The sequence below is a fragment of the Kineothrix alysoides genome, from assembly GCF_000732725.1.
Classification (GTDB): Bacteria; Bacillota; Clostridia; order Lachnospirales; family Lachnospiraceae; genus Kineothrix; species Kineothrix alysoides.
This window is the reverse complement of the sequence record NZ_JPNB01000001.1, coordinates 1,180,985-1,204,980: the sequence shown is the minus strand read 5'-3', so window position 1 is coordinate 1,204,980 and position 23,996 is coordinate 1,180,985. Positions and strand designations below refer to the sequence as shown.

The window sequence follows — 23,996 nt, the reverse complement described above, 5'->3', positions numbered from 1 at the left end:
TTCCCTACTCTACATAGAATTTTCCTGTTGCTTCAACAAGAACGATGGTTTTTGTTATAGTCCCCTTTTCCACTTCTATCTTTTGACAGAAAACAGTATCGGGCTCTCCCTCCAAGGACATCAGCGCACCCGAATCTCTTTTAAAAGATATTTTCAATCTTTCCGTTTCCGTCAGCACTGTCCTTATACCCCCACTTTTATAGTAGCTTATTTCAATGTCCGAATTACATATTTTCTCCGATTTATCCAGATGATCGCTCACATAAGAATCGATAATGCAGCCATCCGCCGTCTGATATATTTCTATGTATGATTTGTTGTTTTTGGCCAGTGCCGCCACCTTGGTCTTCCCTAAATATGTTTCTATACTATCAATACACCTGGTTACCTGACGATTTCCCAGCGATTGGATTCCGACCGCAGCTGTCACTGTAAGAATCGAGATAATTGCCATCACTACCAGTATCTCTATCAGTGAGAACCCTTTGTTTTCATGCAATGCTCTTCCCCCCTGCTATTCCTTTTTCCAATTAGCAAACTGTACATAATCCGTTATATTAATATACTTATCGGAACTGTTTGTATCTTTTGCCTGCAAACTGGTTCCTTCCAGGATATATTCCTCTCCCGATTTGAAATAAGTCTTTATAATCGTGTCCCCTTCCGGATTAATCGGGTGCTGGAGCATCTTTATTAAGTTTTCTCTGTTCCCTTTTATCGTTACAGCACCCGCTGAATTATCTATTCTTATAGTGCCTTTCGCAAGAATCAACCCTGTGAAATTATACGAAACCGTCACATCTCCTCCTGCTACAATCAAACACATACCTGCATCATGCTGTGTCTTTCCATATACATAGTCTCCCGAAGTAACCGCTCCGCATATGAAGGAGCTTCCTTCCGCTATATCCATCGTATACACTTGACCGATTACCGGAAGCTCCGATTCCATTACAAGATTTGTAAAAATATCTCTTGTTTTCTCTTCAGCGCTCAGGTTATCATAATCTTCTACCAGCTTACAGCCAAGTCCGGCAAAGGTCTTCATGTATGAAAGCTGTTCTTCATTTAATTTGTTTAATTCTTCCGCAGTCAGAATTTTATCGTCATTATATAAGCTTATTTCATCTCCGTCATAAGTTACGATATTTCCTCCTAAAATAAGCCGTGACAATTTGTCGTTAAGCTTTACTTCATTCATATAGCGCTTCATATAGGTGTCCAGCTTATTCTGCTGTGCCGCATAATAGTCCTTAAACCAAATACCAGCATTTTGTTCATCCAGTACAAGGTAATAGTAGACAATCACTTCGTTTCCCGCCTTCTGGAATATTTTGCGGAACTTTAAGCTGCTGTCAGCATTATAATCATTCAATGTCCTTCCGAGACTTTCCACTGGAACCTGATAGGACACCTCCTCAAATCCCGGATAATTGGCTGTATCCTGCTTATATGTCAAAAGCTGTCTGTAATCCTGTGCAGACATGGGGTTTTTACCGATCAAAGCGGTTCCCTCAAAAACTCCTATGCATTCTGCCGGAGCAAGATATGCGATCTGATTGCTCTTAATTTCAATAGACTCTCCCATAGGTATATTTTCATTGTCGTCCACTGTAATTCCGGATAAAAGAGGATTCCCGGTCTCCGGCTTATCTATCTCCGTGCCTCCGGTTCCAAGGCTGGCTCGGCCGGATAAAAACAACCCGCTAAGCTGGCTCATATCTAAAGTACTGTTCAGCCCGTTCAGTAAAATAGCGCTGGATTTATCTCCATTATCCTTCAACGTTCCGTCCGCATTCAATTCCGTTCCATTGCCATATCCATAATATTCCCCGCTTAGAAAGGCCCTGCTGCTCTCACCTTTCAGCGTCAAATCGTCCGCAACATAGATTCTTCCGTCAAAACTGGCGGAAGCGCTGTTCAGAAAAATATTATCTGTCCAGTAATTTGTGCTCTTAGTGCCGGTGGATTCTACTTTCAGCGTTGAAAGCTCCTCCAGTTTTGTTGTTCCTTTACAAACTACCCGCTCAAGCTTATTGAAGCTCCAGTCAGCGTTTTTCTGCAAGACGATTCCATCCGGTCCGGCATATACATTGTTTTCAATAGATATCTTCCCTTTCGTTAAGTCCGCACTATCCGTTATTCCTCTACTTCCGATTAAAGAGTAACTGAACAGGTCGGGAAGCAAGGAATATTCCGAGAACTTCAAATCGGGAATCAGCAGACAGAAATCAGTTTCTACTATGGAAAGATATCCCTCTGCATCCGTATATTCTATCTTTACTCCCTTTAAAACAAGACCGCTGTTTAGTCCCTCCAGCTTACATCCACTTGTAGAGGACAGCTTTGTGTTGCCCCCGGCCCCCAAGTCGAAGTAGCCCGGATCCAAATAAGCACCCAATCTATTCAGCGCATATCGCTCATCTACAGTATCCTTCAAGCCTTTTCTAAGCAAAGCAACATAACGGCTTTTAAAATTAGTCTCTCTTTCTACCGGAGTGTAAGAGGCATAGGTTGGCTGAATGCTCATATACGCCGTTTCCAATGCTGCAGAAACCTCTCCTTCCAGACCGGCACGGATTTGCTCCATCGCGATTTCTGCCGTATAAAAGTTTCTCTTCGCCTTTCGCTCCGTATACTTCATCTGCAGATTGAGTGCGGACATAATCATTAGTATAGCCACTAAAATAGTTACAAGAGCAACTGCGATAATTACCATAACCACTGCTGAACCTTTATTGTTCTTTGCTATACTCTTTTTTCTAATCATTACGTCCGCCGGCAAGCTGCGCCAGCCTGGCCTCCTCTTTAAATTGAGCATCCGCCGCTCCTTCCTCATAAACACTGATCAGAATATCATAAATTCTATCTTCTGCTTGTTTATCCACAATTTCATCCGCCAGCTTCAGCACAGACTTATCTGTTTCTATCGCTCCATTTAACCGATATATAATATGAGGCGGGGGTAAATAAATTCCTTCCGGTAAATAAGGGGAGGCTAGATTGTTTTCCAGATTTGTCTTCAGAGACTTATGTGCAACTCCACCTGCGCTGTTTTTTATGTCCAGAGTCATAGCATAATTCATTTCATTATCTTTTAAATCAGAGGTCTCTCCTTTTTCCTGCTTTATGACAAAAATATCTATTGGTAGTCCTTCATTATTTACCGTAATCGTATCCGTAGAAGATGTTCCCATATGCGCGCTGTACCATGGAAGATAATAAAGATATATGGAACGAAGCTTCTCTCCTGTTTCCGTATTATCGAAAATAAGGTATTCTTTATCATCTCCATAAACAGTATTATTTTCAAGGAATGTATAGACATACTTCACTTTCACCTGATGAATAGGCTTATCCGCACTGCCACCATTACGGACAGTTATTATGATCTCTCTTTTCACATTATCTTCCGTCACCGTATATGTGGGATTCGTAAGCTTTAAGTTATGCAAAGCAGCTTCATCCATATCTGTCTTCTGTACGAAAATAGCATCTTTATTTGTATCCGTTCCATTTAATCTTACTGTCTTCTTATTATTGTATTTTAAGTCGTCATTTAAAAGGCCGCCATCCCTATACCTGCTGCTGTCGACCTGAATCATGGCATCGAATCCTCTGCCCTGCAATTGTATTCCTTTTATAACAAAGCAATATTTTCCATCCTCCTGTGAGATAAACTCATAGTTGTCACCATCATTTTCGGAAAAAATACTGCTTCTTCTTACCGTTCCACCCACTCCATTCATATTCAGGAACTTTTCCTTAATCTCATCCGGTTCATCGTGAGGGTTGGCATCCATAATTTCCTGAGCCAAAACACTCTTTATATACTCATTTTCTCCATCTGCTCCTATGGTCACCGTAGCTTCATATATGCTCCCTGCCGTACTGTCCGTCAGAAAATCCTTTGATATGATAGAAAACCCTTTCTCCGGATAACTGAATTGACGGATGACTTTCCCTAAATCATCTGTCTTAAAACCTTCCATAATGTTCTGCGCTATTATTGTTGCCCGGTGGGTCAATGCCGCCTTGCTATTGGCTCTCGATGAAACAACAAATGAATTAAGAAACGGAACTACGATAATAGCCAGAATGATAATGGCAACTAAGAGCTCCACCAAAGAAAGTCCCTGGTTATTTAGTTGAATTCTCACCTTGTTCCTTTTTTCCTTCATTTTTATACCTCATGTCCGCTTTGGCGGACTCAAAATATCCGCGTAAGCGAACCAAACATCAATAACTTATTCATTGTTTTACGGCAGCTCAATCGTACCAAATACGTTGTCGGTCCCCTTATTTACCTGAGGTATGGGCCACGGTTCATATGCTCTTCCCGTATTATGCAAAAGATACACATCAACAATTGTCTTGCCTATCAATGTTCCCGTTGTCTCATTATAAGCCACACTTATATTATCTATTGTTAATTTGTTCGTATTAAGATTGATATAGTCGATTAAATCCTTTACCCCCTGTGCCGTACACTCATGACCGAGCGTAAGTTTCTTGTCATATAATACAGGTCTGGAGGCATCATCTTGTACGGCAACTGCCGGCTCCTGATCTGAAGTCCCTGCCTGATCCACTGTCTCCTCGGCAGGAGTACCCATCGGATCATATACAACCCCCGGCAAATCCACAATTATTTGCATCACTCGCATATTATCCGAATATTCTTCTAATGCTTTACCGAGCATGAAAGCATCCTCCGGACGAAAATCAACCTGATAATCCGCATAAACTGCTTCTATTCTTCTTTTGGCCTCTTCTATTTCCGTCTCATAATACTTGGATTGAGCCTCCATCTGTTCCAGTTCATTGACTCGTAATTCCATTTGTTGATTCTCCGCTTTTTGTTTATCCACTTTTTCTCTCATCGGAAGAAATATAAAATATACGGAAAGAAAAATAAGCAATACACCCAAAAACATTACTATGATTTGTTTGTCCTTTTTTGCCAGCTTCATTGACTCTCCCTCTCTTCCTGTGTTTTATATATGCAGCTTACAGTAAAGGAAACCTCTGAAATACCACCTTCATTTACTACCTCTGTCAAGCCTGTGGTCTCTAGTGTGCTTACCGAGTCGAATAAACGCAACTCTTCCAGTATGGCGGCCGCCGATTCCTTGGTTTCCACTGTGATGTTCATCGTAATGGAAGTGTTGTCCCCTGTCAAAGATGTAATGCTGATATCCGAAGGCATTTTCTCTTCCATCTCTTCGATAAATTCTTTCAAATAGTTATTGCTGTTTTTTGTAAGTCCTTGTATCGTCAGGGCATCACCCTCCAGCGTCTTCATATAATTATATTTTATGTAAACCGCCTCCGCAGGCTTCAATCTTTCAATCTCTGCCGTAAGGTCATCGCCTTTTTGCACAACCACAGCCTGAGATACCAAAGAATAAACAATAATTGCAATTGCAGCAAGCGCTCCAATTAGTAGGACAAGCCCTGATAGCTTATCCATATCCGTATTTTTTGTTTTGTCCTTACCGGTGTTCTTCTTCTCTTCCGCAACCGGCCAAATCGGGTCTATTGCAGCGCCCACACAGGCAATAAATTCTCCGAAATAACTATTGGAATCAGCAAAAGCTTTCGCCACATTGCTTCCTTCCATTCCCTTTAACACTTTTGTATGTATGCCAAGCTCATTTGCCAGCAAAATATCAAAGTTCTTTAATTCTCCTCCGATTCCCGTCACACCAATCTGCTGTACCGCCTCTGCCGGGTTTCTTGAATTATGATAATCAAGAACGCGATTAATACCCTTTATTAAATATTCCAGCGATTCCGTCACCCTTCTCTTCCTGATTCCATCTTCTCCGGAAAGAACTTCACTGGGCTCTGTGACTATCTGATCTTCTGTACGCAGAAGTTCAATCGTCTCCTTATAAGACAGATTACCGTTCATCTCAGATACAAGGGCAATCGTCTCATCGATTCCGTAGGCAACGGTTCTCTGCATAAGAAGCTTGCCTTCTTTCAATATCATGAGAAAAGTGGCCTTTTCATCCACTTTTACAACCATCTCCACCCCAGAAGTACACTGCTGCCTGATTGCCTGAAAAATGCTGTTTCCACTATAATCCACCGCCTCCAGCTTAAGTCCGCAGCCGGAAGCCAGTTCACGGTAGCTTTCCATTATTTGCTTTGGTGTAGCCAAAACAAGGAGCTTTAACTTCTTCGCTACGCTTTCCGCCGTCACCGAATCGAGGATGCTGTAAGACAGCGAATATTTACTTATATCCACCGGGAAATAATCCGATGCATTCGTTTCCAGCATATCGCGTATCCTGTTCTCTTTTATTTCAGGAATTAAGATTTCCCTGCTCGCTATCTTCGTAGATGAGACAGAAAAAATCACCTGCTTTGTCATAATATGATTTTCTTTCAATGAATTTTTCAACAAATCAATCAATTCACCAGTTACGGTTAATATACCGTCATTAATAATATTTTCCGGCGTTTCTACACTGAAGCTTTTATATATCTTAGGATTTTTGGATTTAAGCTCTGTTTCACAGATTCTTATTAATGAATCCCCCACTTCAATCCCCAATATTTTCGCCATTTACGAATCCTCCTCAACTAACCAATAATCCTATATACCAGCTGATCCATGTGTTTCCAAACAATGCCGCAAGCATGATTCCAGCCGCAAGATATGGTCCCATTGCCAGTACATTCCCCTCTTTCATCACTCTCATACGTATACTGTGTATGACAGCACCTAATATACAAGCGATTAAAAATGCAAGTATAATCAATTTCCATCCAAGCAGCAGCCCAGCCGCTGCCATAAGCTTCATATCGCCGCCTCCTATGGCCTTTCCCTTACTAAGCAATATGAGAAGTCCTAAAAAAACACTGACAGTAAAGAAGCCGATAACATATAACTCCCAATTTCTATAATCCAAAGCTAAACGTATCAGCCCCAATGCCAGTATAAATAAGTTAATTCCAAACGGAATCTCATAAGTTCTAAGATCAATTACACTCAGTGTCAATAGGGCCGATGCTAAAAGACAGTATAGTAGGGATTCTGCTTTTCGCCCATTTATCATATAAATGCCTATGTATAAAATCCCGTTTACCGCCTCGATCAGAGGATACTGGACGGATATTGGCATTTTACAGGACCGGCACCTGCCCCCCAAACATATCCAGCTCATAACGGGTATGAGTTCATACCACTTAAGGCGTTTGCCACAGCCCATACAGCGGGATGGCTTTATTACAATATCTTCTTTTGCAGGTATACGGTAGATACAGACATTAGTAAAGCTGCCTATCGTGATTCCAAGAAGAAATATTATTATGTAGAAGAATATGTTTGAGGACATGAGGATGCCTTTCCTTGTTTGTTTTTAGTTCTAATACTTATTAACAATTTATTAATCCGTATAGATACCTTCTATAATATCCGTGGTAACTTCACCAGTAGTAGGATCAGTCACTCTTGTATTGCTTGTTACACCAACTGTTCCATTCGCGTTTACGGTAACTGTCAATACTACATTCCCTGGTGCTGCTGTCCAGTTACTGGATTTCAACTGCATAGCGCCTACTGCTGGATCAGTTCCCAGCGCTGCTGTAAGAGCAGCATTTGTAGTAACTGGAGTTCCTGTCGTTGATAATGTTATTGTATTATTTGATGCGACTGCAGCAGCATCCAGTCGATTCGTTGTAATCATTGGATCAGATGCATAAATCTGTAATACAGAAATCATAGCGGCTACGTTCTGAATATCTGTGGATCTTCTGGAGCGTTCCACATATCTCGTAAACTGAGGTGCAAGAATTCCAATCAGTATCGCCATAATAGCAATAACAATAATAAGTTCCACAAGGGAGAAGCCCTTGTTATTCGTGATTTTGTTGTTTCTTTTCATTACCTATCTCCTTTTTCATAATTTTTATGTTAAATTCCCCTGTCCCTACAAGCAAGAGCATTTAAACCGTATTAAAGATTGTCCAGTCCCTCGTACATCGACAACATAGGAGCCATAACAGAACCGATGAGAACACCGACGATCAGTGCCATAAATATAATAATCATTGGTTCCATAGCTGCCATCATCGATTGGGTCGCTATCTCCACCTCTTCCTCGTAATAATCTGCAAGCTTCTGCAGCATCTCCTCGATGTTACCGGATTCTTCACCGATGCGAAGCATATGATATACCATCGGCGGGAAAAGTCCGCATTCTTCTAAGGGCGCAGAAAGAGGCATGCCTCTTATAATGGCATCCCGTGTATCCGACAGGGCCATTTTAAAAAGCACGTTAGTCATAGTTCTTGAAGTTATTTCCACCGCTTCTATTAGGGGTACGCCTGCCGCAATTAATGTACCAAGAGTTCTTGCCAGCATTGCCGAGGCAGATTTCGTAACAAGACTCTTTACTATAGGCATCTTTAGGGCTATATGTGCAAAAGTAAGCTGTCCGGCATCCGTTTTGGCATACCAGCGGAACAGAGCAACTGCTGCGCCAATACAGATGAGTAGAATAATCCATTTTTCTTGTATAAAGTTACTCATGACTACAACCATCTGCGTCAGCTTCGGCAACTCCATATCCATGTCTTCGAACATCACCATGTAGTTAGGGATAACTACTACAAGCATTACGATAACAACAGCCACCGCAACCAGCGCTACTACGCATGGATATATCATAGCTTTTTTGACGAGAGCCTGTGTCTTGGCACTCTTCTCGAAATGTACCGCCATTCTTTCAAGGGCTACATCCAGGCTTCCTGATGCCTCCCCCGCCGCTACCGTAGTAATGAAGAGGTTGGGAAAAACCTTCGGAAATGCTGACATTGCATCCGCGAGAGTCTCACCTTTTTCTACGCTGGCACGGGTCTCGCTTACCGCTTTCTTCATCATCTTATTATCTGTTTGCTCCGCCAGCAGCTTCAGCGCCTCCAATATGGTCACACCGGCTCTTGTCATACTGACAAACTGTCTGCAAAATACGCTTAAATCCCTGGATGTTGCCTTTCCGCCGATATTGAAATTGATATCCTTCGTCAAAACACCTTGCTCTTTTACGCTTATCGGTATCAACCCGCTTTCACGAAGCTGCGAAATGGCGACTTCACGTCCGTCCGCTTCCACACTCCCCTTCATTTCTTTTCCGCTTCCATCTACCACAACATACCCGAAATTAGCCATATCTCTCTTCCCCTTATTTACCAAAACTAAAGTTCAAACGAAACCTTCTTCATTTCCTGCATGGAAGTGATTCCCTGCCTCACATAGAAACCGGCTTCCATACGTAATGTCTTCATTCCATCCTTTAGCGCCTGATCCTTAATCTGATCCGCATTACTTCTCTTTGAAATTATCTTTTTAAGCTCCGGTGTTACTTCCATAATCTCATATACACCAATTCTGCCTTTATATCCGGTATTATCACATTTCGTACAGCCACAAGCTTCATAAACAGTCAGCGGCTCGTCCTTCCCGGCCCCCAGCAGTTCTCTGTCTTCCTCTGAGGCTGATACTGCTTTTTTGCATGCAGGACACATTCTCCTTACGAGACGCTGGGCAATGATACCCACTACCGAGTCCGCGATAAGATATGGCTCGATTCCCATATCCGTCAAACGAGTTACCGTACTCGCTGCACTGTTCGTATGGAGGGTGCTTACCACAAGGTGACCGGTAATAGAGGCTTGTACCGCTATAGTAGCGGTCTCCGTATCACGAATCTCACCAATCATAATAATATCGGGGTCTTGTCTCAAGATAGAACGAAGGACAGAAGCAAAATTCAGCTCGGCCTTCGTATTGACCTGAACCTGATTAATCCCATCTATATTGGCCTCCACCGGATCTTCTACCGTAATAATATTCACATCATCATTATTTAATTCGCTTAGTGCGGTATATAAGGTCGTAGACTTTCCGCTTCCGGTGGGCCCTGTCACGAGTATAATACCGTGAGGGTTGCTGAATATATGGTCAAACTTCTTTAATGCATCCGGCTGCAATCCCAGTTGGCTCTTTTCCTTTCTTAATCCACTCTTGGAGGTAAGGCGAAGAACTACCTTCTCCCCATATACAATGGGAATAACGGAAACGCGGATATCATACTCCTGCCGGTCCACAATCTGGGTGATACGGCCATCCTGAGGTTTTCTCTTTTCTGAAATATCCAAACCGCCTATAATCTTAATTCTTGCTACAATGGAAGGTAAGAGCCGTATATTATAGTTCGCTTTTTCATAAAGCGCACCGTCAATACGATATCTGACCCGCACCTGTCTTTCCATCGGTTCAATATGTATATCAGAAGCTCTTAGCCTGACTGCCTGCTCAATCATCGTCTTTACGAGCTGTACGATTGGAGAACTGTTGACGTCTTCGGCATATACATCTTCTTCCTCCTGACGTTTCTCCTTCTCCATCGCGTATTTATTCGCTGCATCTATTACATCTCCGCTGCCATAATATTTATCAATAGCGAGCAAGATATCTCTTGTTGTTGAAACAACAGGCTCTATAATTAGATTTGTAACTATAGATATATCATCAATTGCATTAATATCCATCGGGTCTGCCATGGCCACACGGAGTACATTCGGATCTCTGGACGAAAATTCAAAAGGCATTGCCGTTATTTTCTTTAAAAGTGAGTTATTTACCAGCCCCAGTATATTTTCCGGTATATGTATTAAAGAAAGCTCCACCTTCTCCATTCGAAGCTGGTTACAAAGGGCATCTGCTATCTGTTCCTCCGTTACAAAGCCATTTTCCACAAGGACTTCTCCCAAGCGTTTGTTGCTTTGAGCCTTAAGCTCCAACCCTTTATCTATTTCTTCTACGCTCAGTGCCCCGCTATTTACAAGAATATCTCCTAAACGCAGCTTCTTTTTTCTAAAATCCATTTATTGTACCTCAAATTATATTGTTGATTTTGCATTAAAATACCATCTATTAATACCACACATTGCCAACTAATTCAACCTAATAAATTATTTTTATATGTATTTTGCTCATATTTCTCGCATATTATTGTCTTTTTCTATCATTTTTTACTAATTTCTACATTAATCGACATTATTTTCTCCGTGCACATATTTCTCTATGTTCTCCCCGTCCATTTATAATATCCTTTTAATATTATTTATTTTCCTTTAAATTATAATAATTCATCCATTGAAATAATTAACGCGTTAGCTATAAGAATAATAATCCTAAAGGTTGGCTACCGTTTTTCTTCTTTTTACTTTTATATGCTCGTGATACGCCTGCAATATCGGCAAAACCTTTTTGCGATAAGCCATTTTTTCTTAATTCTTTAATTTTATTTCCCAAACTCATATTTTATATCTTTAATAATCTTTAATAATGCTCTTGTAATACATAATAATACTAAAGTATTAATTAGTCAATTCTAAAGAAGTTATTTTTATTATAAAAAAATGCTATGCTAATCACATGAAAATTTGAGGGAAAGTATGAATGTAGCAGAAAGAATAAAACAATTACGAACAGATAAAAAATTAACAGTTAATAAGTTGGCTAATCTTGCCGGACTTTCACAAGGCTTTGTTCGACAAATTGAACTTGGAGAGAAAAATCCTACCGTTGAATCGTTAAGTCTTATTTGTGATGCACTAAATATTTCCTTAAGTGATTTTTTCCAAGAGGAACCTAATTTTACGCATTCAAAAAATGAATTACAAAATGAATTAGTACAAAATATAACTAATCTAACAAATAAACAATTATCTGCATTGATTGAGATAACAAAATCAATGAATAATTAATTTTCTTTATCTAATTATCTCTTATTTTTAAGAACAAACCACTCTACAATATATTTCGATACTATAATGGAATGTTAACTTATCTAACATTTCATCCGTATATTTTTAATATATTCCAGCCTCATTTCTTTAACAATGCAATCCAAATAATAGTTGATTCATCTGACACCTCATAAAATCCAATATTATTGGGTTTTCAGTATGTATTCTGGAAGTAATCCAAGCATACTGAACTATCCTTTTATTTACTAAAAAAAAATATACAATTATATTGAACTGTTAATTAAGGAGATTTTTAAATATGGACTCATTATCAGATAGGCTTAAAAAGTCAAGAATATCCGTCGGCTTAAATCAAACTGAATTAGGAAAAATAATCGGTGTGGGCAAAACCACAATTTCAATGTATGAAACCGGCAATAGTACCCCTAGTGATGAAATTAAGTTAAAAATTGCGGAATATTTTAATGTTTCTGTTGATTATCTTTTGGGAAAAACTGATATAAAAAATCATTAATCCGCAATCATAAAATACCCTGCCCAAAACAGCCTTGAAGATGAACTTTTCACGGGTTTTAGATTGCTATCAAAAGATGATCAGGAGGAAATTATCGAAATTCTTAGAATGAAACTCAGAAAGGCAAAAAAGAATTCCCATGTAAAGTTATCCAATTTAGAGCACACAAAGTCTAACCATTTGGTTGTATAACTAATCTTTACATTCATCGGAATTGTTGTCATTATTATTACAATTATAATTAGAATTTCTCAGGAAAGTTGAGGAATCGCAATACTTATCTTTTTGATAATTTGTGGAATATGATTGTACTAGTCATTATATATCCATACCCACCTATCACTTCTTTATTCAATTTGCTTTTAACTTTTTATATTGAAATAATGGGGAGAATCCCCCTCAAAAAGATATAACCGTTCCGTACATCCGACGTTAAGGTCGAATATATGGAACGGTTAAAAAATGTTTAAATTTTATTTTCCATGCCCTCAGTATCCTGTGCGAACTGAACTGCCATTTCACGGCTTATTCTCCCGGCATAAAAGAGCTGAATGATTGCCTCATCCATCGTAATCATCCCCATTTTTCGGTTAGTCTGCATAACAGACGTAAGCTGATGGGACTTTCCTTCCCTGATCAGGTTACGAACTGCATGATTGGAATGCATTACTTCAAATGCTGCTACACGACCACTTCCGTCATCCACAGGAATGAGCTGTTGAGAAACCACTGCTTCCAAAACATTGGCAAGCTGGACTCTGATCTGCTGCTGCTGGTGCGGAGGAAATACGTCAATAATACGGTCTACCGTACTGGCTGCCCCTATTGTATGGAGGGTGGAGAACACCAAATGACCAGTCTCTGCAGCCGTTATGGCTATACTGATTGTCTCAAAGTCTCTCATCTCTCCTACAAGAATAACATCCGGATCCTCTCTCAGCGCTGCTCGCAATGCGTTCGCATAGTTACCCGAATCAATTCCTATTTCTCTTTGATTCACCATGGATAAATCATGTTGGTGCAAGTATTCAATCGGATCCTCCAAGGTAATAACATGAGCATCTCTACAATGGTTAATCTTATCAATGATTGCCGCTAAAGTAGTGGATTTTCCGCTTCCTGTAGGACCTGTAACGAGTACCAATCCTCTCTTCCTCTGGTAAAGGTCAACGACTGATGTCGGCACTCCTAAAGCCTCCGGAGATGGTATCTCTGTTTCAACGAGACGGAATGCCAAAGCCACCGAGCCTCTTTGCTTAAAAACATTTACACGGTAGCGTCCGAGATTCGGAATAGAAAAAGACATATCGTGTTCTCCCTTTTCCCCGAACTTAAGTCGCTGGTCAGGACTCATAATGCTATCAGCAATTACTTTTGTATCGTTAGGAAGCATACGTTCATAATTCATTGTCAGCAATTTACCATTTACACGCATCTTGGGAGGTATTCCTACCGTAATATGGACATCAGAAGCCTTGGCCTCTTTCGCTTTTACCAATATCTCCTCAATTGTGGGCATCTTAAAATCTCTCTTTCCGTATTTATTTTACCGTAAAGTTAAAAAATCTGCCTGAAGTGTATTCCATAGACATATTCGACTGTCAAGACAGGAACAAAAGTTTTAAAAGAAACAGCGAAGCTCCATGTAACTAATACATCTCCACTAATTTCAATATAAACTGCTTACACAAATTCGTCAATTACTTCCTGCTCCAAACAGGTAGGTGATTTTTAAATCTCTGCATTTCTATCATGTCAGCATATTCTTATCAATGACTACAATCTCCTTCACCGTTGTGACCAAACTCGAGCAAGTCAATTTCCTAATACTATTCTTCTTCAGGGATAAGATTATTCTTTAAAAATCAGACCTCAGATAAAATAAAAAAACTACCACAAATGTGATAGTCTCTATTTTAACTGAATATTATTATTTAATTTTAAGGGGCCATACCCTCAAAACCGAATACCAATGAGCTTCTTCCCTTTCAGGAATCCACCCTTACTTTCTCATATCTCTTTCATCCGTTTCTTTCTTGTCTCTTATGAGTGCTCTCTACTCACTAGGAGTATTCTATGAGTGTTTTCTACTCATTATGAGTGTCTTTTACTCATTACTCATTCACCAGCCTTACAAGGATAAGCCCTCGACCGATTAGTACTTATCAGCTGCACGCATTGCTGCGCTTCCACCTTAAGCCTATCTACCTCGTACTCTCCAAGGGGTCTTAACACGATTGCTCGTGGGGATATCTCATCTTGAGGGGGGCTTCACGCTTAGATGCCTTCAGCGTTTATCCCTGCCGGACTTGGCTACTCTGCCATAGGTCTGGTACCTAACAGATACACCAGCGGTCCGTCCATCCCGGTCCTCTCGTACTAAGGACAGCTCCTCTCAGATATCCTACGCCTGCGCCGGATAGGGACCGAACTGTCTCACGACGTTCTGAACCCAGCTCGCGTACCGCTTTAATGGGCGAACAGCCCAACCCTTGGGACCTACTACAGCCCCAGGATGCGATGAGCCGACATCGAGGTGCCAAACCACTCCGTCGATGTGAACTCTTGGGAGTGATAAGCCTGTTATCCCCAGGGTAGCTTTTATCCGTTGAGCGATGGCAATCCCACTTTATACCACCGGATCACTAAGTCCTAGTTTCCTACCTGCTCCACCCGTCGGTGTCGCAGTCAAGCTCCCTTATGCCTTTGCACTCTGCGAATGGTTTCCGACCATTCTGAGGGAACCTTTGAGCGCCTCCGATACCCTTTCGGAGGCGACCGCCCCAGTCAAACTCCCCGCCAGACATTGTCCCGGGGCCAGATTCATGGCCCTCGGTTAGAAATCCAATACTGCAAGGGTGGTATCCCAACATTGGCTCCATGGAAACTGGCGTCTCCACTTCATTGCCTCCCACCTATCCTGTACATACAGCATCGAATCCCAGTATCAAGCTGGAGTAAAGCTCCATGGGGTCTTTCCGTCCTGGCGCAGGTAACCAGCATCTTCACTGGTACTTCAATTTCACCGGGTGCATTGTCGAGACAGCGCTCAAATCATTACGCCTTTCGTGCGGGTCGGAACTTACCCGACAAGGAATTTCGCTACCTTAGGACCGTTATAGTTACGGCCGCCGTTTACTGGGGCTTAAATTCAAGGCTTCACACGAACAAGTTCGTGTTAACCTCTCCTCTTAACCTTCCAGCACCGGGCAGGCGTCAGCCCATATACTTCACCTTTCGGTTTTGCATAGACCTGTGTTTTTGCTAAACAGTTGCTTGAGCCTATTCTCTGCGGCCCCATTTCTGGGGCACCCCTTCTCCCGAAGTTACGGGGTCATTTTGCCGAGTTCCTTGACAATGCTTCTCCCGCCGGCCTTAGGATTCTCTCCTCATCCACCTGTGTCGGTTTACGGTACGGGTACATAATGAACAATAGCAGCTTTTCTTGGCACATGGCTTGCATGCTTCGCTACTTTATTTCGCTCCGCATCACGCCTTTGGATTGAGAAAGGGATTTGCCTCTTTCTCTCCTACCTCGCTTGCACCGGTTTTTCCTTTCCCGGCTCATGCGCTCCACATGCGTCCCTACAGTTCTGTCATTATGCAGTACAGGAATCTCCACCTGTTGTCCATCGGCTACGCATTTCTGCCTCGCCTTAGGCCCCGACTTACCCAGAGCAGATCAGCTTTACTCTGGAATCCTTGGATATTCGGCCAAGAGGATTCTCACCTCTTTCTCGCTACTCATTCCGGCATTCTCTCTTCCTGACGCTCCACGGCTCCTTACGGTACCGCTTCCCTGCATCAGCAATGCTCCTCTACCAATCATACTTAACGTATGATTCCTAAGCTTCGGTGTCGTGTTTCAGCCCCGGACATTTTCGGCGCAGGACCTCTCGACTAGTGAGCTATTACGCACTCTTTGAATGTGTGGCTGCTTCTGAGCCAACATCCTAGTTGTCTTTGAAATCCCACATCCTTTTCCACTTAACACGCACTTTGGGACCTTAGCTGTAGGTCTGGGCTCTTTCCCTTTTGACTGCCCAACTTATCTCGTGCAGTCTGACTCCCATATAACATCTTCACGGCATTCGGAGTTTGATAACCTTCGGTAAGCTTTGACGCCCCCTAGGGTATTCAGTGCTCTACCTCCGCAAGACTCTTTATGAGGCTAGCCCTAAAGCTATTTCGAGGAGAACCAGCTATCTCCGGGTTCGATTGGAATTTCTCCCCTATCCACACCTCATCGCCACCCTTTTCAACGGATGTGCGTTCGGTCCTCCATTGCCTTTTACGGCAACTTCAACCTGGACATGGATAGATCACCCGGTTTCGGGTCTGCACATACTGACTAAAAGTTAACTTAGTTAACTTGCGCCCTATTAAGGCTCGGTTTCCCTTCGGCTCCACACCTTAAGTGCTTAACCTTGCCAGTATGCACAACTCGCCGGACCGTTCTACAAAAAGTACGCGGTCCCACCTTAACGTGGTCCCACAGCTTGTAAACACAGGGTTTCAGGTTCTCTTTCACTCCCCTCCCGGGGTCCTTTTCACCTTTCCTTCACAGTACTATGCGCTATCGGTCACTGAGTAGTATTTAGCCTTACGGGGTGGTCCCCGCATATTCCCACAAGGTTTCTCGTGTCTCGTGGTACTCTGGATACCGCTCTGTCAGGTCTGGTTTCACGTACGGGGCTCTCACCCTCTCTGGCTGGTCTTTCCAGGACCATTCCGTTACCCTTCCTGAATCAGTTGATGCGGTCCGAACCCCGGAGTGCACGCACTCCGGTTTGGGCTCCTTCCGGTTCGCTCGCCGCTACTTCGGAAATCACTGTTGTTTTCTTCTCCTCCGGCTACTTAGATGTTTCAGTTCACCGGGTTCCCTTCCCTGCACTATGGATTCATGCAGGGATACATAAGGTCTTCTTATGTGGGTCTCCCCATTCAGATATCTGCGGATCTAAGGATATTTGCTCCTCCCCGCAGCTTTTCGCAGCTTATCACGTCTTTCTTCGGCTCTCAGTGCCAAGGCATCCACCCTGTGCTCTTTCTTGCTTAACCTCTTCTCGTCCCTCTAGCGTGAGGAACGCAGGCTGGTCTGCTTCTGCGAGCAGTTCCACTCTTACGAGTGTTCTTTACTCGTTCAGCATCTGACTTTCGTCAGACTTGTTGTCTCTAACATTTATAAATACAAGTGTCCTTCACTTTTTCAAGTGGTCTCTACTTGTTGGTCATCCTTTCGGATGAACCTCGGATGTCTTTGATACTTGATTGTTTTTCGGTATTCGGTTTTCAAGGTACGGTTCTTTTCCGGCAAGGAACAATGCTTGCTTCCTTCCCTTTTTCCGTCGCTTTCTTGTATAGTTCCAAGTATTCCGTACTCACGAGGAGTAGTTCTTACTTGTTACAGTCCTTCGACGATGGAGACAGAGAGATTCGAACTCTCGACCCCCTGCTTGCAAGGCAGGTGCTCTCCCAACTGAGCTATGCCCCCGTTTCTGGCAGCCACAGTCTCGTGCATCCGCCAGTGGGCTTAAGTGGACTCGAACCACCGACCTCACGCTTATCAGGCGTGCGCTCTAACCGGCTGAGCTATAAGCCCAAAGTCAAGTCTTTACAGCCTTCACTTTGCTCTTTATTCTTTTTACAAGTCTTTTTTACTTGTTTTATTCTGGCAGCCACCTGCTCTCCCATGCCGTCTCCAGCATAGTACCATCGGCCGCTTAAGTCTTAACCTTCGTGTTCGGGATGAGAACGGGTGTCTCCCCTAAGCGCATCGCCACCAGAATCTTTTCTTAGCTTCCTTGACTTCTTCCCTTAGGCTCTCGCCCTCCAGGATATCATCTTTCTTAAGTGTCCTGAGTGTCCTATGAGTATTTTTTACTCATTACGAGTGTTCTCTACTCATTCCGAGTGTTCTCTACTCGTTATGAGTGTTCTTTACTCATTACTCATTCCACTTCCTTAACAGCTAAACAGTAATACAACCCTTACTTCTTCTTCCTTAGAAAGGAGGTGATCCAGCCGCACCTTCCGATACGGCTACCTTGTTACGACTTCACCCCAGTTATCAGACCTGCCTTCGGCTGCTCCTCCCCTTGCGGGTTAGGTCACAGACTTCGGGCATTTCCGACTCCCATGGTGTGACGGGCGGTGTGTACAAGACCCGGGAACGTATTCACCGCGACATTCTGATTCGCGATTACTAGCGATTCCAGCTTCATGTAGTCGAGTTGCAGACTACAATCCGAACTGAGACGTGTTTTTTGGGATTTGCTCCAGGTCACCCCTTCGCTTCCCTCTGTTCACGCCATTGTAGCACGTGTGTAGCCCAAATCATAAGGGGCATGATGATTTGACGTCATCCCCACCTTCCTCCGGGTTATCCCCGGCAGTCTCTCTAGAGTTCCCATCTTACTGCTGGCTACTAAAGATAAGGGTTGCGCTCGTTGCGGGACTTAACCCAACATCTCACGACACGAGCTGACGACAACCATGCACCACCTGTCTCCAATGCCCCGAAGGGAACATACATTACATATGCTGTCATTGGGATGTCAAGACTTGGTAAGGTTCTTCGCGTTGCTTCGAATTAAACCACATGCTCCACCGCTTGTGCGGGTCCCCGTCAATTCCTTTGAGTTTCATTCTTGCGAACGTACTCCCCAGGTGGATTACTTATTGCGTTTGCTGCGGCACCGAAGGTCTAATAGCCCCCGACACCTAGTAATCATCGTTTACGGCGTGGACTACCAGGGTATCTAATCCTGTTTGCTCCCCACGCTTTCGAGCCTCAACGTCAGTTACAGTCCAGTAAGCCGCCTTCGCCACTGGTGTTCCTCCTAATATCTACGCATTTCACCGCTACACTAGGAATTCCACTTACCTCTCCTGCACTCCAGCTGGACAGTTTCCAAAGCAGTCCCGGGGTTGAGCCCCGGGCTTTCACTTCAGACTTGCCCTGCCGTCTACGCTCCCTTTACACCCAGTAAATCCGGATAACGCTTGCCCCCTACGTATTACCGCGGCTGCTGGCACGTAGTTAGCCGGGGCTTCTTAGTCAGGTACCGTCATTTTCTTCCCTGCTGATAGAGCTTTACATACCGAAATACTTCTTCACTCACGCGGCGTCGCTGCATCAGGGTTTCCCCCATTGTGCAATATTCCCCACTGCTGCCTCCCGTAGGAGTTTGGGCCGTGTCTCAGTCCCAATGTGGCCGGTCACCCTCTCAGGCCGGCTACTGATCGTCGCCTTGGTAGGCCTCTACCCCACCAACTAGCTAATCAGACGCGGGTCCATCCTGTACCACCGGAGTTTTTCACACTGTCTCATGCGAGACCGTGCGCTTATGCGGTATTAGCACCTATTTCTAAGTGTTATCCCCCGGTACAGGGCAGGTTGCCCACGCGTTACTCACCCGTCCGCCACTAAGTAGCTAAGCTTCCATCCGAAGACTTCCGCTTAATTACTCCGTTCGACTTGCATGTGTTAGGCACGCCGCCAGCGTTCATCCTGAGCCAGGATCAAACTCTCATGTTGAAAAGTTCTCTCCGATCCAAGATTAACATTGGCTAATCTTTTCCCGTAGTCATCATCTCTGCTCCTTGCGGTGCTTTGATGCGAGTGTTCTCTACTCGTTACGACTTCTTTACTGTTTTTTTAGGTTGCATCCTTTCGGATGCCGTTCTCTGAATTTTCATTCATTTCCTGCTTCTTGCTCTTTCGAGCCGTGCAGGTATTTCAGAATTTTCAGGGTTGTATTACTGTTTACTTGTCAAGGTTCTGCTCGCTGCCGCTCTGTCATTTCTTCATCGGCAACGAAAATGAGTATATCATTCTCAAATGCAAATGTCAATCATAAATCTAATAAATTTTACAAATTTTTTGAACATTATACAAAAAAGCCCATTTTACGAGATTTTCACGAAATATAAATTATGAAAACATCCCTAAAAGCATCCCTAAAAACAATGACAGACTACTTTGTTATATCATCGAAGCAGTCTGTCACTAATAATTGCAAAATAATCGTTCCACTATGTATACGTACGCTTATTAATTATGATTATTTATTTCGCTATTACCTGGTATAGCGTCCATCAAATGACCGGACTGAGTACACAGGATAAACTTTCACATATTGCAGCTGGAAATTTAGACAAGTAACCGGTCCAGTTAACTTGTGAATGATATACTAGTTAGTTACCGTAGCATCGGTTGAATCTGTAACCTCTGCCGAAGCATCTGGAGCAACAGAATCAGTTGAAGAACCATCCCCTAGCGCTAAAGCGACAGACCAAATGGAACCTGCTTCCTTCTCAGGGACTTCTCCTATCAAAATGAGATTTTTCGTATCTCCTACACTTATCGTTCCCATAAACGTAGATAAGTCATTCGGCAGTATTGTAGTCAGTGCATATTCCGGTTGTCCGCCGTTGACAGATATTTTAAACTTGACCCCTGTAGACGCCATGTTTACATCTACATCCTGTTCAGTTGTATTCTTCATTTCAAAGTTGAGTACCAAAAGCTTATATCCGCTTTCCGCACTCATGGCATAAGATGATTCCTCCATATTTCCATCCGGGTAAACATCTTTTAATTCATAGCCCATATATTTTACTTCCACACCTTTTATTCCGTAAAAGCCCTGAGCGCTATTATTTGTTTCTACAGCGGACGTATTCGTCGCCTGGTTTTTTTTCTGAGGTGCCTGAGGTTCTTCTTTTACCTCAGCACTTTCCGTCTTCTTTTTTTCCGAAGCTTTTTCTTCTGCTTTCGGGTCCTCTTCTACCAGTCTCGTCTCATAATTCTGGTCATATTTCAACAATAATCCCGCCGCATATTCCACCACCTGCGCATTTTCTTCTTCCGTCATTTCGGGAACGGATTCTCCGCAAGCCGTCAGCATCAAAGACATCGCAGCCATTAAAACAATTCCTATCGTTTTCCCTCTTCTCATGTTAACTCCCATCTGCTTATGTACATACAAGCCTACATATTGCTCCTATTATACATCATTTTGCGGATTCTGAAAAGCCCTCTTGTTTATCTCGCTGCTAATTCGAACCAAAATTCTACGCCATTATCGTAATTCATCACACCACATTCCTGATTCATGGATTCCATAATAGCTTTTACAATGGATAAGCCTACTCCGCTTCCCCCATACGCCCGCGTCCTCGCCTTATCCACCTTATAGAATTTCTCCCATAAATGTGAAAGACTTTCCTGCGGAATCTGCTCTCCCGTATTAAAAACTGAAATTCGAACCTTGTCTTCCATTTTCTTCAGCTTTATATCGATAATCTTTTCCCCCGCCACATGGTTTATGGCATTGCTGAAGTAATTTGCAAATACTTCCTCCGTCTTGAATTCGTCTCCCCATACAAAAATGGATTCCTGCTCATGGAAATACACCGATATTTCCTTTTGCTTAGTAAGTATCTCCGCGGACTGGATGTAGTTTCTGATTAACGCTGCTATATCGAACCGCTCCATGGATACCACATCATTACCGAATTCCAACTGATTCAACGTAAGGAGCTTTTTGACCATCGTATTCATCTTGTTGGATTCATCGATAATTACATCACAGTAAAATTCCCTGCTTTCCGCATCGTCGTTAATCCCCTCTTTCAAGCCCTCCGCATATCCTTGTATTAAAGCTATGGGCGTTTTCAGTTCATGGGAAACATTAGACAAAAATTCCTTGCGCATTTCATCTATTTCATTTTTCTTCTCTATATCCTTCTGTAATTCGTTGTTAGCCGTCTTCAATTCCGAAATCGTCCCTTCAAGGGTATTCGACAGCTCATTGATATTATTTCCCAGCAAGGCGATTTCCGTCCTGCTATTTCCATAATATTTGGCATCGAAGTCAAGATGTATCATCCGCTCCGATATATCTGCCAGCTCCAGTATCGGCTCCGTTACCTTCCTGGATACCATTAATATAACGATTCCGCTAATTACTGCCGCTCCTATACCTACATAGGCAAGAAAACGATTGGCAATGGATACGCTGTCTTGTATTCCCTCCAAAGCACTCCGAAGGAGAAAAATATTACCGTTATCCAAGACGCCCCACATCTCTACATATTCCGTCATCGTTCTGGAGTCAACCATCCTTTGCACTGAATAAAGACTGTTCTCCTCCAAAATAACGCTGCTGCTGCTGGCTGAATTAAAGAAATTATCCCATAAACGCCTGCTCATGGTCTCGGGATCGCTGCTGAAGGTTATCCGCATCTGGGAATCCGCATCTAGTACAATTAGGTTAATATTGTATTTTTCAGCAATTTTCTGTATCTGTATTCCGAACTCTTCGCTCAAAATATTTCCTGCGTTAGCCGCCCTGTTAATTACGGCGTATGCGTTTTTGAGCGCATTCATCTTATTATTCAGATAATATTCTCCTAAAAATGTACTGTTAATAAACCAGCACAGCAATATCGTGGCCGTCATCAATCCGATAAATATTGTTGCGAACTGTCTTTTAATAGAATATTTCATTTTATACCCCATGTCCGTTTTTGCAAACTCAAAATCAATAGTTGAAAAATCTTTTCCTTCAACCTTGTAAACATGCCGCGGCACAAACAATCCACGAAGAAGACTCAGAGAGGCTTCTTATGTGCGAAACTATAGAAATACTTAGATGATGTATTTTATCAGCTTAGAATTTCTTTTCACACTTGTTACTCCGCCTCAAATTTATAGCCCATCCCCCATATCGTCTTGATCAAATCGCCCTTCTCCCCCATCTTGCTTCTCAGCTTTTTCACATGGGTATCGATTGTCCGCGCATCACCGAAGTAATCGTAATTCCATACATTATTTAAAATCTTTTCCCTGGAAAGAGCTATTCCTCTATTTTCCATGAAATAAGTAAGCAGCTCAAATTCCTTATAGCTTAAATCTACCGCTTTATTATCGATCATAACGATATGAGCGGCCTTGTTCATCTGAATGCCGCCGGCCTCCATGATTTCATCCGCATTCGCCTGATTCGTCCGGCGTAAAATAGCTTCCACCCTCGCCACCAATATCTTGGGACTGAAGGGCTTTGAAATATATTCGTCCACTCCCAGTTGGAAACCCTGCAATTCATCCCGTTCGTCCGTTTTCGCCGTAAGCATAATAATAGGGACTTTAGAATATTCCCTTACTTCCCGGCATACTTCCCATCCGTCCATCTTGGGCATCATAACATCCAGAATGATGAGCGCAATATCTTTCTGCTCGAAAAAAATATCGAGAGCCACACTTCCATCCTCTGCCTCCACCACATCATAATTATTTTTAACAAGAAAATCCTTAACCAGCTTCCTCATTCTGCTTTCATCGTCTACAACCAAAACTTTAAGCTTGTCCATAATATCGCCATTCCTTCCTAACCATTCGTCTGCTGATATTATACTTGTGTTCTATACCATTGACTAATTGTCGGTGATATAGAACACCGGTATACATATTTTTAGTATAACCAATAAATATGTAAAAACTGTGAAGCGTTTTTTATACTATATATCATTATAACAGAACAAAAGTGTGCTTCGCATACTCTCATGACCGAATACTTTGGCAGCATAGCTTTTGTTCCGCGCGCGTAGCTGCGTACCTATTTTTAATATGCTAGGAGCACTTTCCTAATTATATTAAAAAGGGAAGCCTTCACCTCCCTTTTTG

The 23,996-nt window shown here is 42.7% G+C and carries 16 protein-coding genes, 2 tRNA genes and 3 rRNA genes; 2 read left to right on the top strand and 19 right to left on the bottom strand.

What is annotated here, in order from left to right:
• Window positions 1-4: 4 nt before the first annotated feature.
• The 10 genes from CC90_RS22145 to CC90_RS24170 form a co-directional block, all read right to left on the bottom strand.
• Window positions 5-499: a prepilin-type N-terminal cleavage/methylation domain-containing protein gene (locus CC90_RS22145; protein WP_035315190.1), complete on the bottom strand. Its 495-nt coding sequence runs from the start codon at window positions 497-499 to the stop codon at window positions 5-7.
• Window positions 500-514: 15 nt separating this feature from the next.
• A complete protein-coding gene (locus tag CC90_RS0105685) occupies window positions 515-2,770 on the bottom strand; it encodes a hypothetical protein (protein WP_031389839.1) in 2,256 nt (751 codons plus the stop codon).
• Window positions 2,763-4,181: a prepilin-type N-terminal cleavage/methylation domain-containing protein gene (locus tag CC90_RS22950; protein WP_031389838.1), complete on the bottom strand. Its 1,419-nt coding sequence runs from the start codon at window positions 4,179-4,181 to the stop codon at window positions 2,763-2,765. Before CC90_RS22950 ends, CC90_RS0105685 begins: the two co-directional genes overlap by 8 nt.
• Before the next feature lie 78 nt (window positions 4,182-4,259).
• The gene (locus tag CC90_RS0105675; RefSeq protein ID WP_031389837.1) at window positions 4,260-4,973 is read right to left on the bottom strand and encodes a hypothetical protein; all 714 of its coding nucleotides are present in this window, start codon (window positions 4,971-4,973) and stop codon (window positions 4,260-4,262) included.
• Window positions 4,970-6,577, bottom strand: a complete 1,608-nt coding sequence (gene pilM / locus CC90_RS0105670; protein ID WP_031389836.1) for a pilus assembly protein PilM — start codon at window positions 6,575-6,577, stop codon at window positions 4,970-4,972. The genes CC90_RS0105675 and pilM overlap by 4 nt, the downstream gene beginning before the upstream one ends.
• Window positions 6,578-6,590: 13 nt before the next feature.
• Entirely contained in the window at window positions 6,591-7,349 is a 759-nt protein-coding gene (locus CC90_RS0105665) for a prepilin peptidase (protein ID WP_031389835.1), read from the bottom strand.
• Window positions 7,350-7,400: 51 nt separating this feature from the next.
• Window positions 7,401-7,898 carry a type II secretion system protein gene (locus tag CC90_RS22945; RefSeq protein WP_051869302.1) on the bottom strand — a complete coding sequence of 166 codons (498 nt, stop codon included), beginning with the start codon at window positions 7,896-7,898 and terminating at the stop codon, window positions 7,401-7,403.
• Between the two features lie 71 nt (window positions 7,899-7,969).
• Window positions 7,970-9,184 carry a type II secretion system F family protein gene (locus CC90_RS0105655; RefSeq protein ID WP_031389833.1) on the bottom strand — a complete coding sequence of 405 codons (1,215 nt, stop codon included), beginning with the start codon at window positions 9,182-9,184 and terminating at the stop codon, window positions 7,970-7,972.
• Between the two features lie 26 nt (window positions 9,185-9,210).
• The gene (locus CC90_RS0105650; RefSeq protein WP_031389832.1) at window positions 9,211-10,902 is read right to left on the bottom strand and encodes a GspE/PulE family protein; all 1,692 of its coding nucleotides are present in this window, start codon (window positions 10,900-10,902) and stop codon (window positions 9,211-9,213) included.
• A gap of 292 nt (window positions 10,903-11,194) precedes the next feature.
• Entirely contained in the window at window positions 11,195-11,338 is a 144-nt protein-coding gene (locus CC90_RS24170; RefSeq protein ID WP_157837532.1) for a helix-turn-helix transcriptional regulator, read from the bottom strand.
• Between the two features lie 137 nt (window positions 11,339-11,475).
• On the opposite strand from CC90_RS24170, the gene CC90_RS22130 reads away from it, so the two are divergent.
• Together CC90_RS22130 and CC90_RS0105640 are read left to right on the top strand one after the other, a co-directional pair.
• Entirely contained in the window at window positions 11,476-11,787 is a 312-nt protein-coding gene (locus CC90_RS22130; protein WP_035315188.1) for a helix-turn-helix domain-containing protein, read from the top strand.
• A 301-nt stretch (window positions 11,788-12,088) separates the two neighbouring features.
• Window positions 12,089-12,304 (top strand): helix-turn-helix domain-containing protein, encoded by a 216-nt coding sequence (locus tag CC90_RS0105640; RefSeq protein WP_035315465.1) that lies wholly within the window; start codon window positions 12,089-12,091, stop codon window positions 12,302-12,304.
• A gap of 466 nt (window positions 12,305-12,770) precedes the next feature.
• Here CC90_RS0105640 and CC90_RS0105635 read toward each other — a convergent pair whose 3' ends face one another.
• From CC90_RS0105635 to CC90_RS0105595, 9 genes are all read right to left on the bottom strand, one after another.
• Window positions 12,771-13,823, bottom strand: coding sequence for a type IV pilus twitching motility protein PilT (locus tag CC90_RS0105635; protein WP_031389829.1), 1,053 nt, complete (start codon window positions 13,821-13,823; stop codon window positions 12,771-12,773).
• Between the two features lie 616 nt (window positions 13,824-14,439).
• Window positions 14,440-17,365 (bottom strand): 23S ribosomal RNA (locus CC90_RS0105630).
• Between the two features lie 360 nt (window positions 17,366-17,725).
• Window positions 17,726-17,798: transfer RNA gene (locus tag CC90_RS0105625), tRNA-Ala, on the bottom strand.
• Between the two features lie 34 nt (window positions 17,799-17,832).
• Window positions 17,833-17,906: transfer RNA gene (locus CC90_RS0105620), tRNA-Ile, on the bottom strand.
• A gap of 67 nt (window positions 17,907-17,973) precedes the next feature.
• Window positions 17,974-18,091, bottom strand: a 5S ribosomal RNA gene (rrf, locus tag CC90_RS0105615).
• A gap of 221 nt (window positions 18,092-18,312) precedes the next feature.
• Window positions 18,313-19,844, bottom strand: a 16S ribosomal RNA gene (locus CC90_RS0105610).
• The 16S, 23S and 5S rRNA genes sit together here with 2 tRNA genes alongside, the layout of an rRNA operon.
• Before the next feature lie 655 nt (window positions 19,845-20,499).
• Window positions 20,500-21,267, bottom strand: a complete 768-nt coding sequence (locus CC90_RS0105605; protein ID WP_132038577.1) for a hypothetical protein — start codon at window positions 21,265-21,267, stop codon at window positions 20,500-20,502.
• Window positions 21,268-21,353: 86 nt separating this feature from the next.
• The gene (locus CC90_RS0105600) at window positions 21,354-22,820 is read right to left on the bottom strand and encodes a sensor histidine kinase (RefSeq protein ID WP_031389827.1); all 1,467 of its coding nucleotides are present in this window, start codon (window positions 22,818-22,820) and stop codon (window positions 21,354-21,356) included.
• A 185-nt stretch (window positions 22,821-23,005) separates the two neighbouring features.
• On the bottom strand, window positions 23,006-23,683 hold the full coding sequence (locus CC90_RS0105595) for a response regulator transcription factor (protein ID WP_031389826.1): 678 nt from the start codon (window positions 23,681-23,683) through the stop codon (window positions 23,006-23,008).
• Window positions 23,684-23,996: the final 313 nt, after the last annotated feature.

Coding starts and splice junctions, on each gene's coding strand:
- pilM (WP_031389836.1), bottom strand. CDS start 6,577: ATGGCGAAAATATTGGGGATTGAAGTGGGGGATTCATTAATAAGAATC.
- CC90_RS0105650 (WP_031389832.1), bottom strand. CDS start 10,902: ATGGATTTTAGAAAAAAGAAGCTGCGTTTAGGAGATATTCTTGTAAAT.
- CC90_RS0105605 (WP_132038577.1), bottom strand. CDS start 21,267: ATGAGAAGAGGGAAAACGATAGGAATTGTTTTAATGGCTGCGATGTCT.
- CC90_RS0105600 (WP_031389827.1), bottom strand. CDS start 22,820: ATGAAATATTCTATTAAAAGACAGTTCGCAACAATATTTATCGGATTG.
- CC90_RS22945 (WP_051869302.1), bottom strand. CDS start 7,898: ATGAAAAGAAACAACAAAATCACGAATAACAAGGGCTTCTCCCTTGTG.
- CC90_RS0105665 (WP_031389835.1), bottom strand. CDS start 7,349: ATGTCCTCAAACATATTCTTCTACATAATAATATTTCTTCTTGGAATC.
- CC90_RS0105640 (WP_035315465.1), top strand. CDS start 12,089: ATGGACTCATTATCAGATAGGCTTAAAAAGTCAAGAATATCCGTCGGC.
- CC90_RS24170 (WP_157837532.1), bottom strand. CDS start 11,338: ATGAGTTTGGGAAATAAAATTAAAGAATTAAGAAAAAATGGCTTATCG.
- CC90_RS0105635 (WP_031389829.1), bottom strand. CDS start 13,823: ATGCCCACAATTGAGGAGATATTGGTAAAAGCGAAAGAGGCCAAGGCT.
- CC90_RS22130 (WP_035315188.1), top strand. CDS start 11,476: ATGAATGTAGCAGAAAGAATAAAACAATTACGAACAGATAAAAAATTA.
- CC90_RS0105685 (WP_031389839.1), bottom strand. CDS start 2,770: ATGATTAGAAAAAAGAGTATAGCAAAGAACAATAAAGGTTCAGCAGTG.
- CC90_RS0105595 (WP_031389826.1), bottom strand. CDS start 23,683: ATGGACAAGCTTAAAGTTTTGGTTGTAGACGATGAAAGCAGAATGAGG.
- CC90_RS0105675 (WP_031389837.1), bottom strand. CDS start 4,973: ATGAAGCTGGCAAAAAAGGACAAACAAATCATAGTAATGTTTTTGGGT.
- CC90_RS0105655 (WP_031389833.1), bottom strand. CDS start 9,184: ATGGCTAATTTCGGGTATGTTGTGGTAGATGGAAGCGGAAAAGAAATG.
- CC90_RS22950 (WP_031389838.1), bottom strand. CDS start 4,181: ATGAAGGAAAAAAGGAACAAGGTGAGAATTCAACTAAATAACCAGGGA.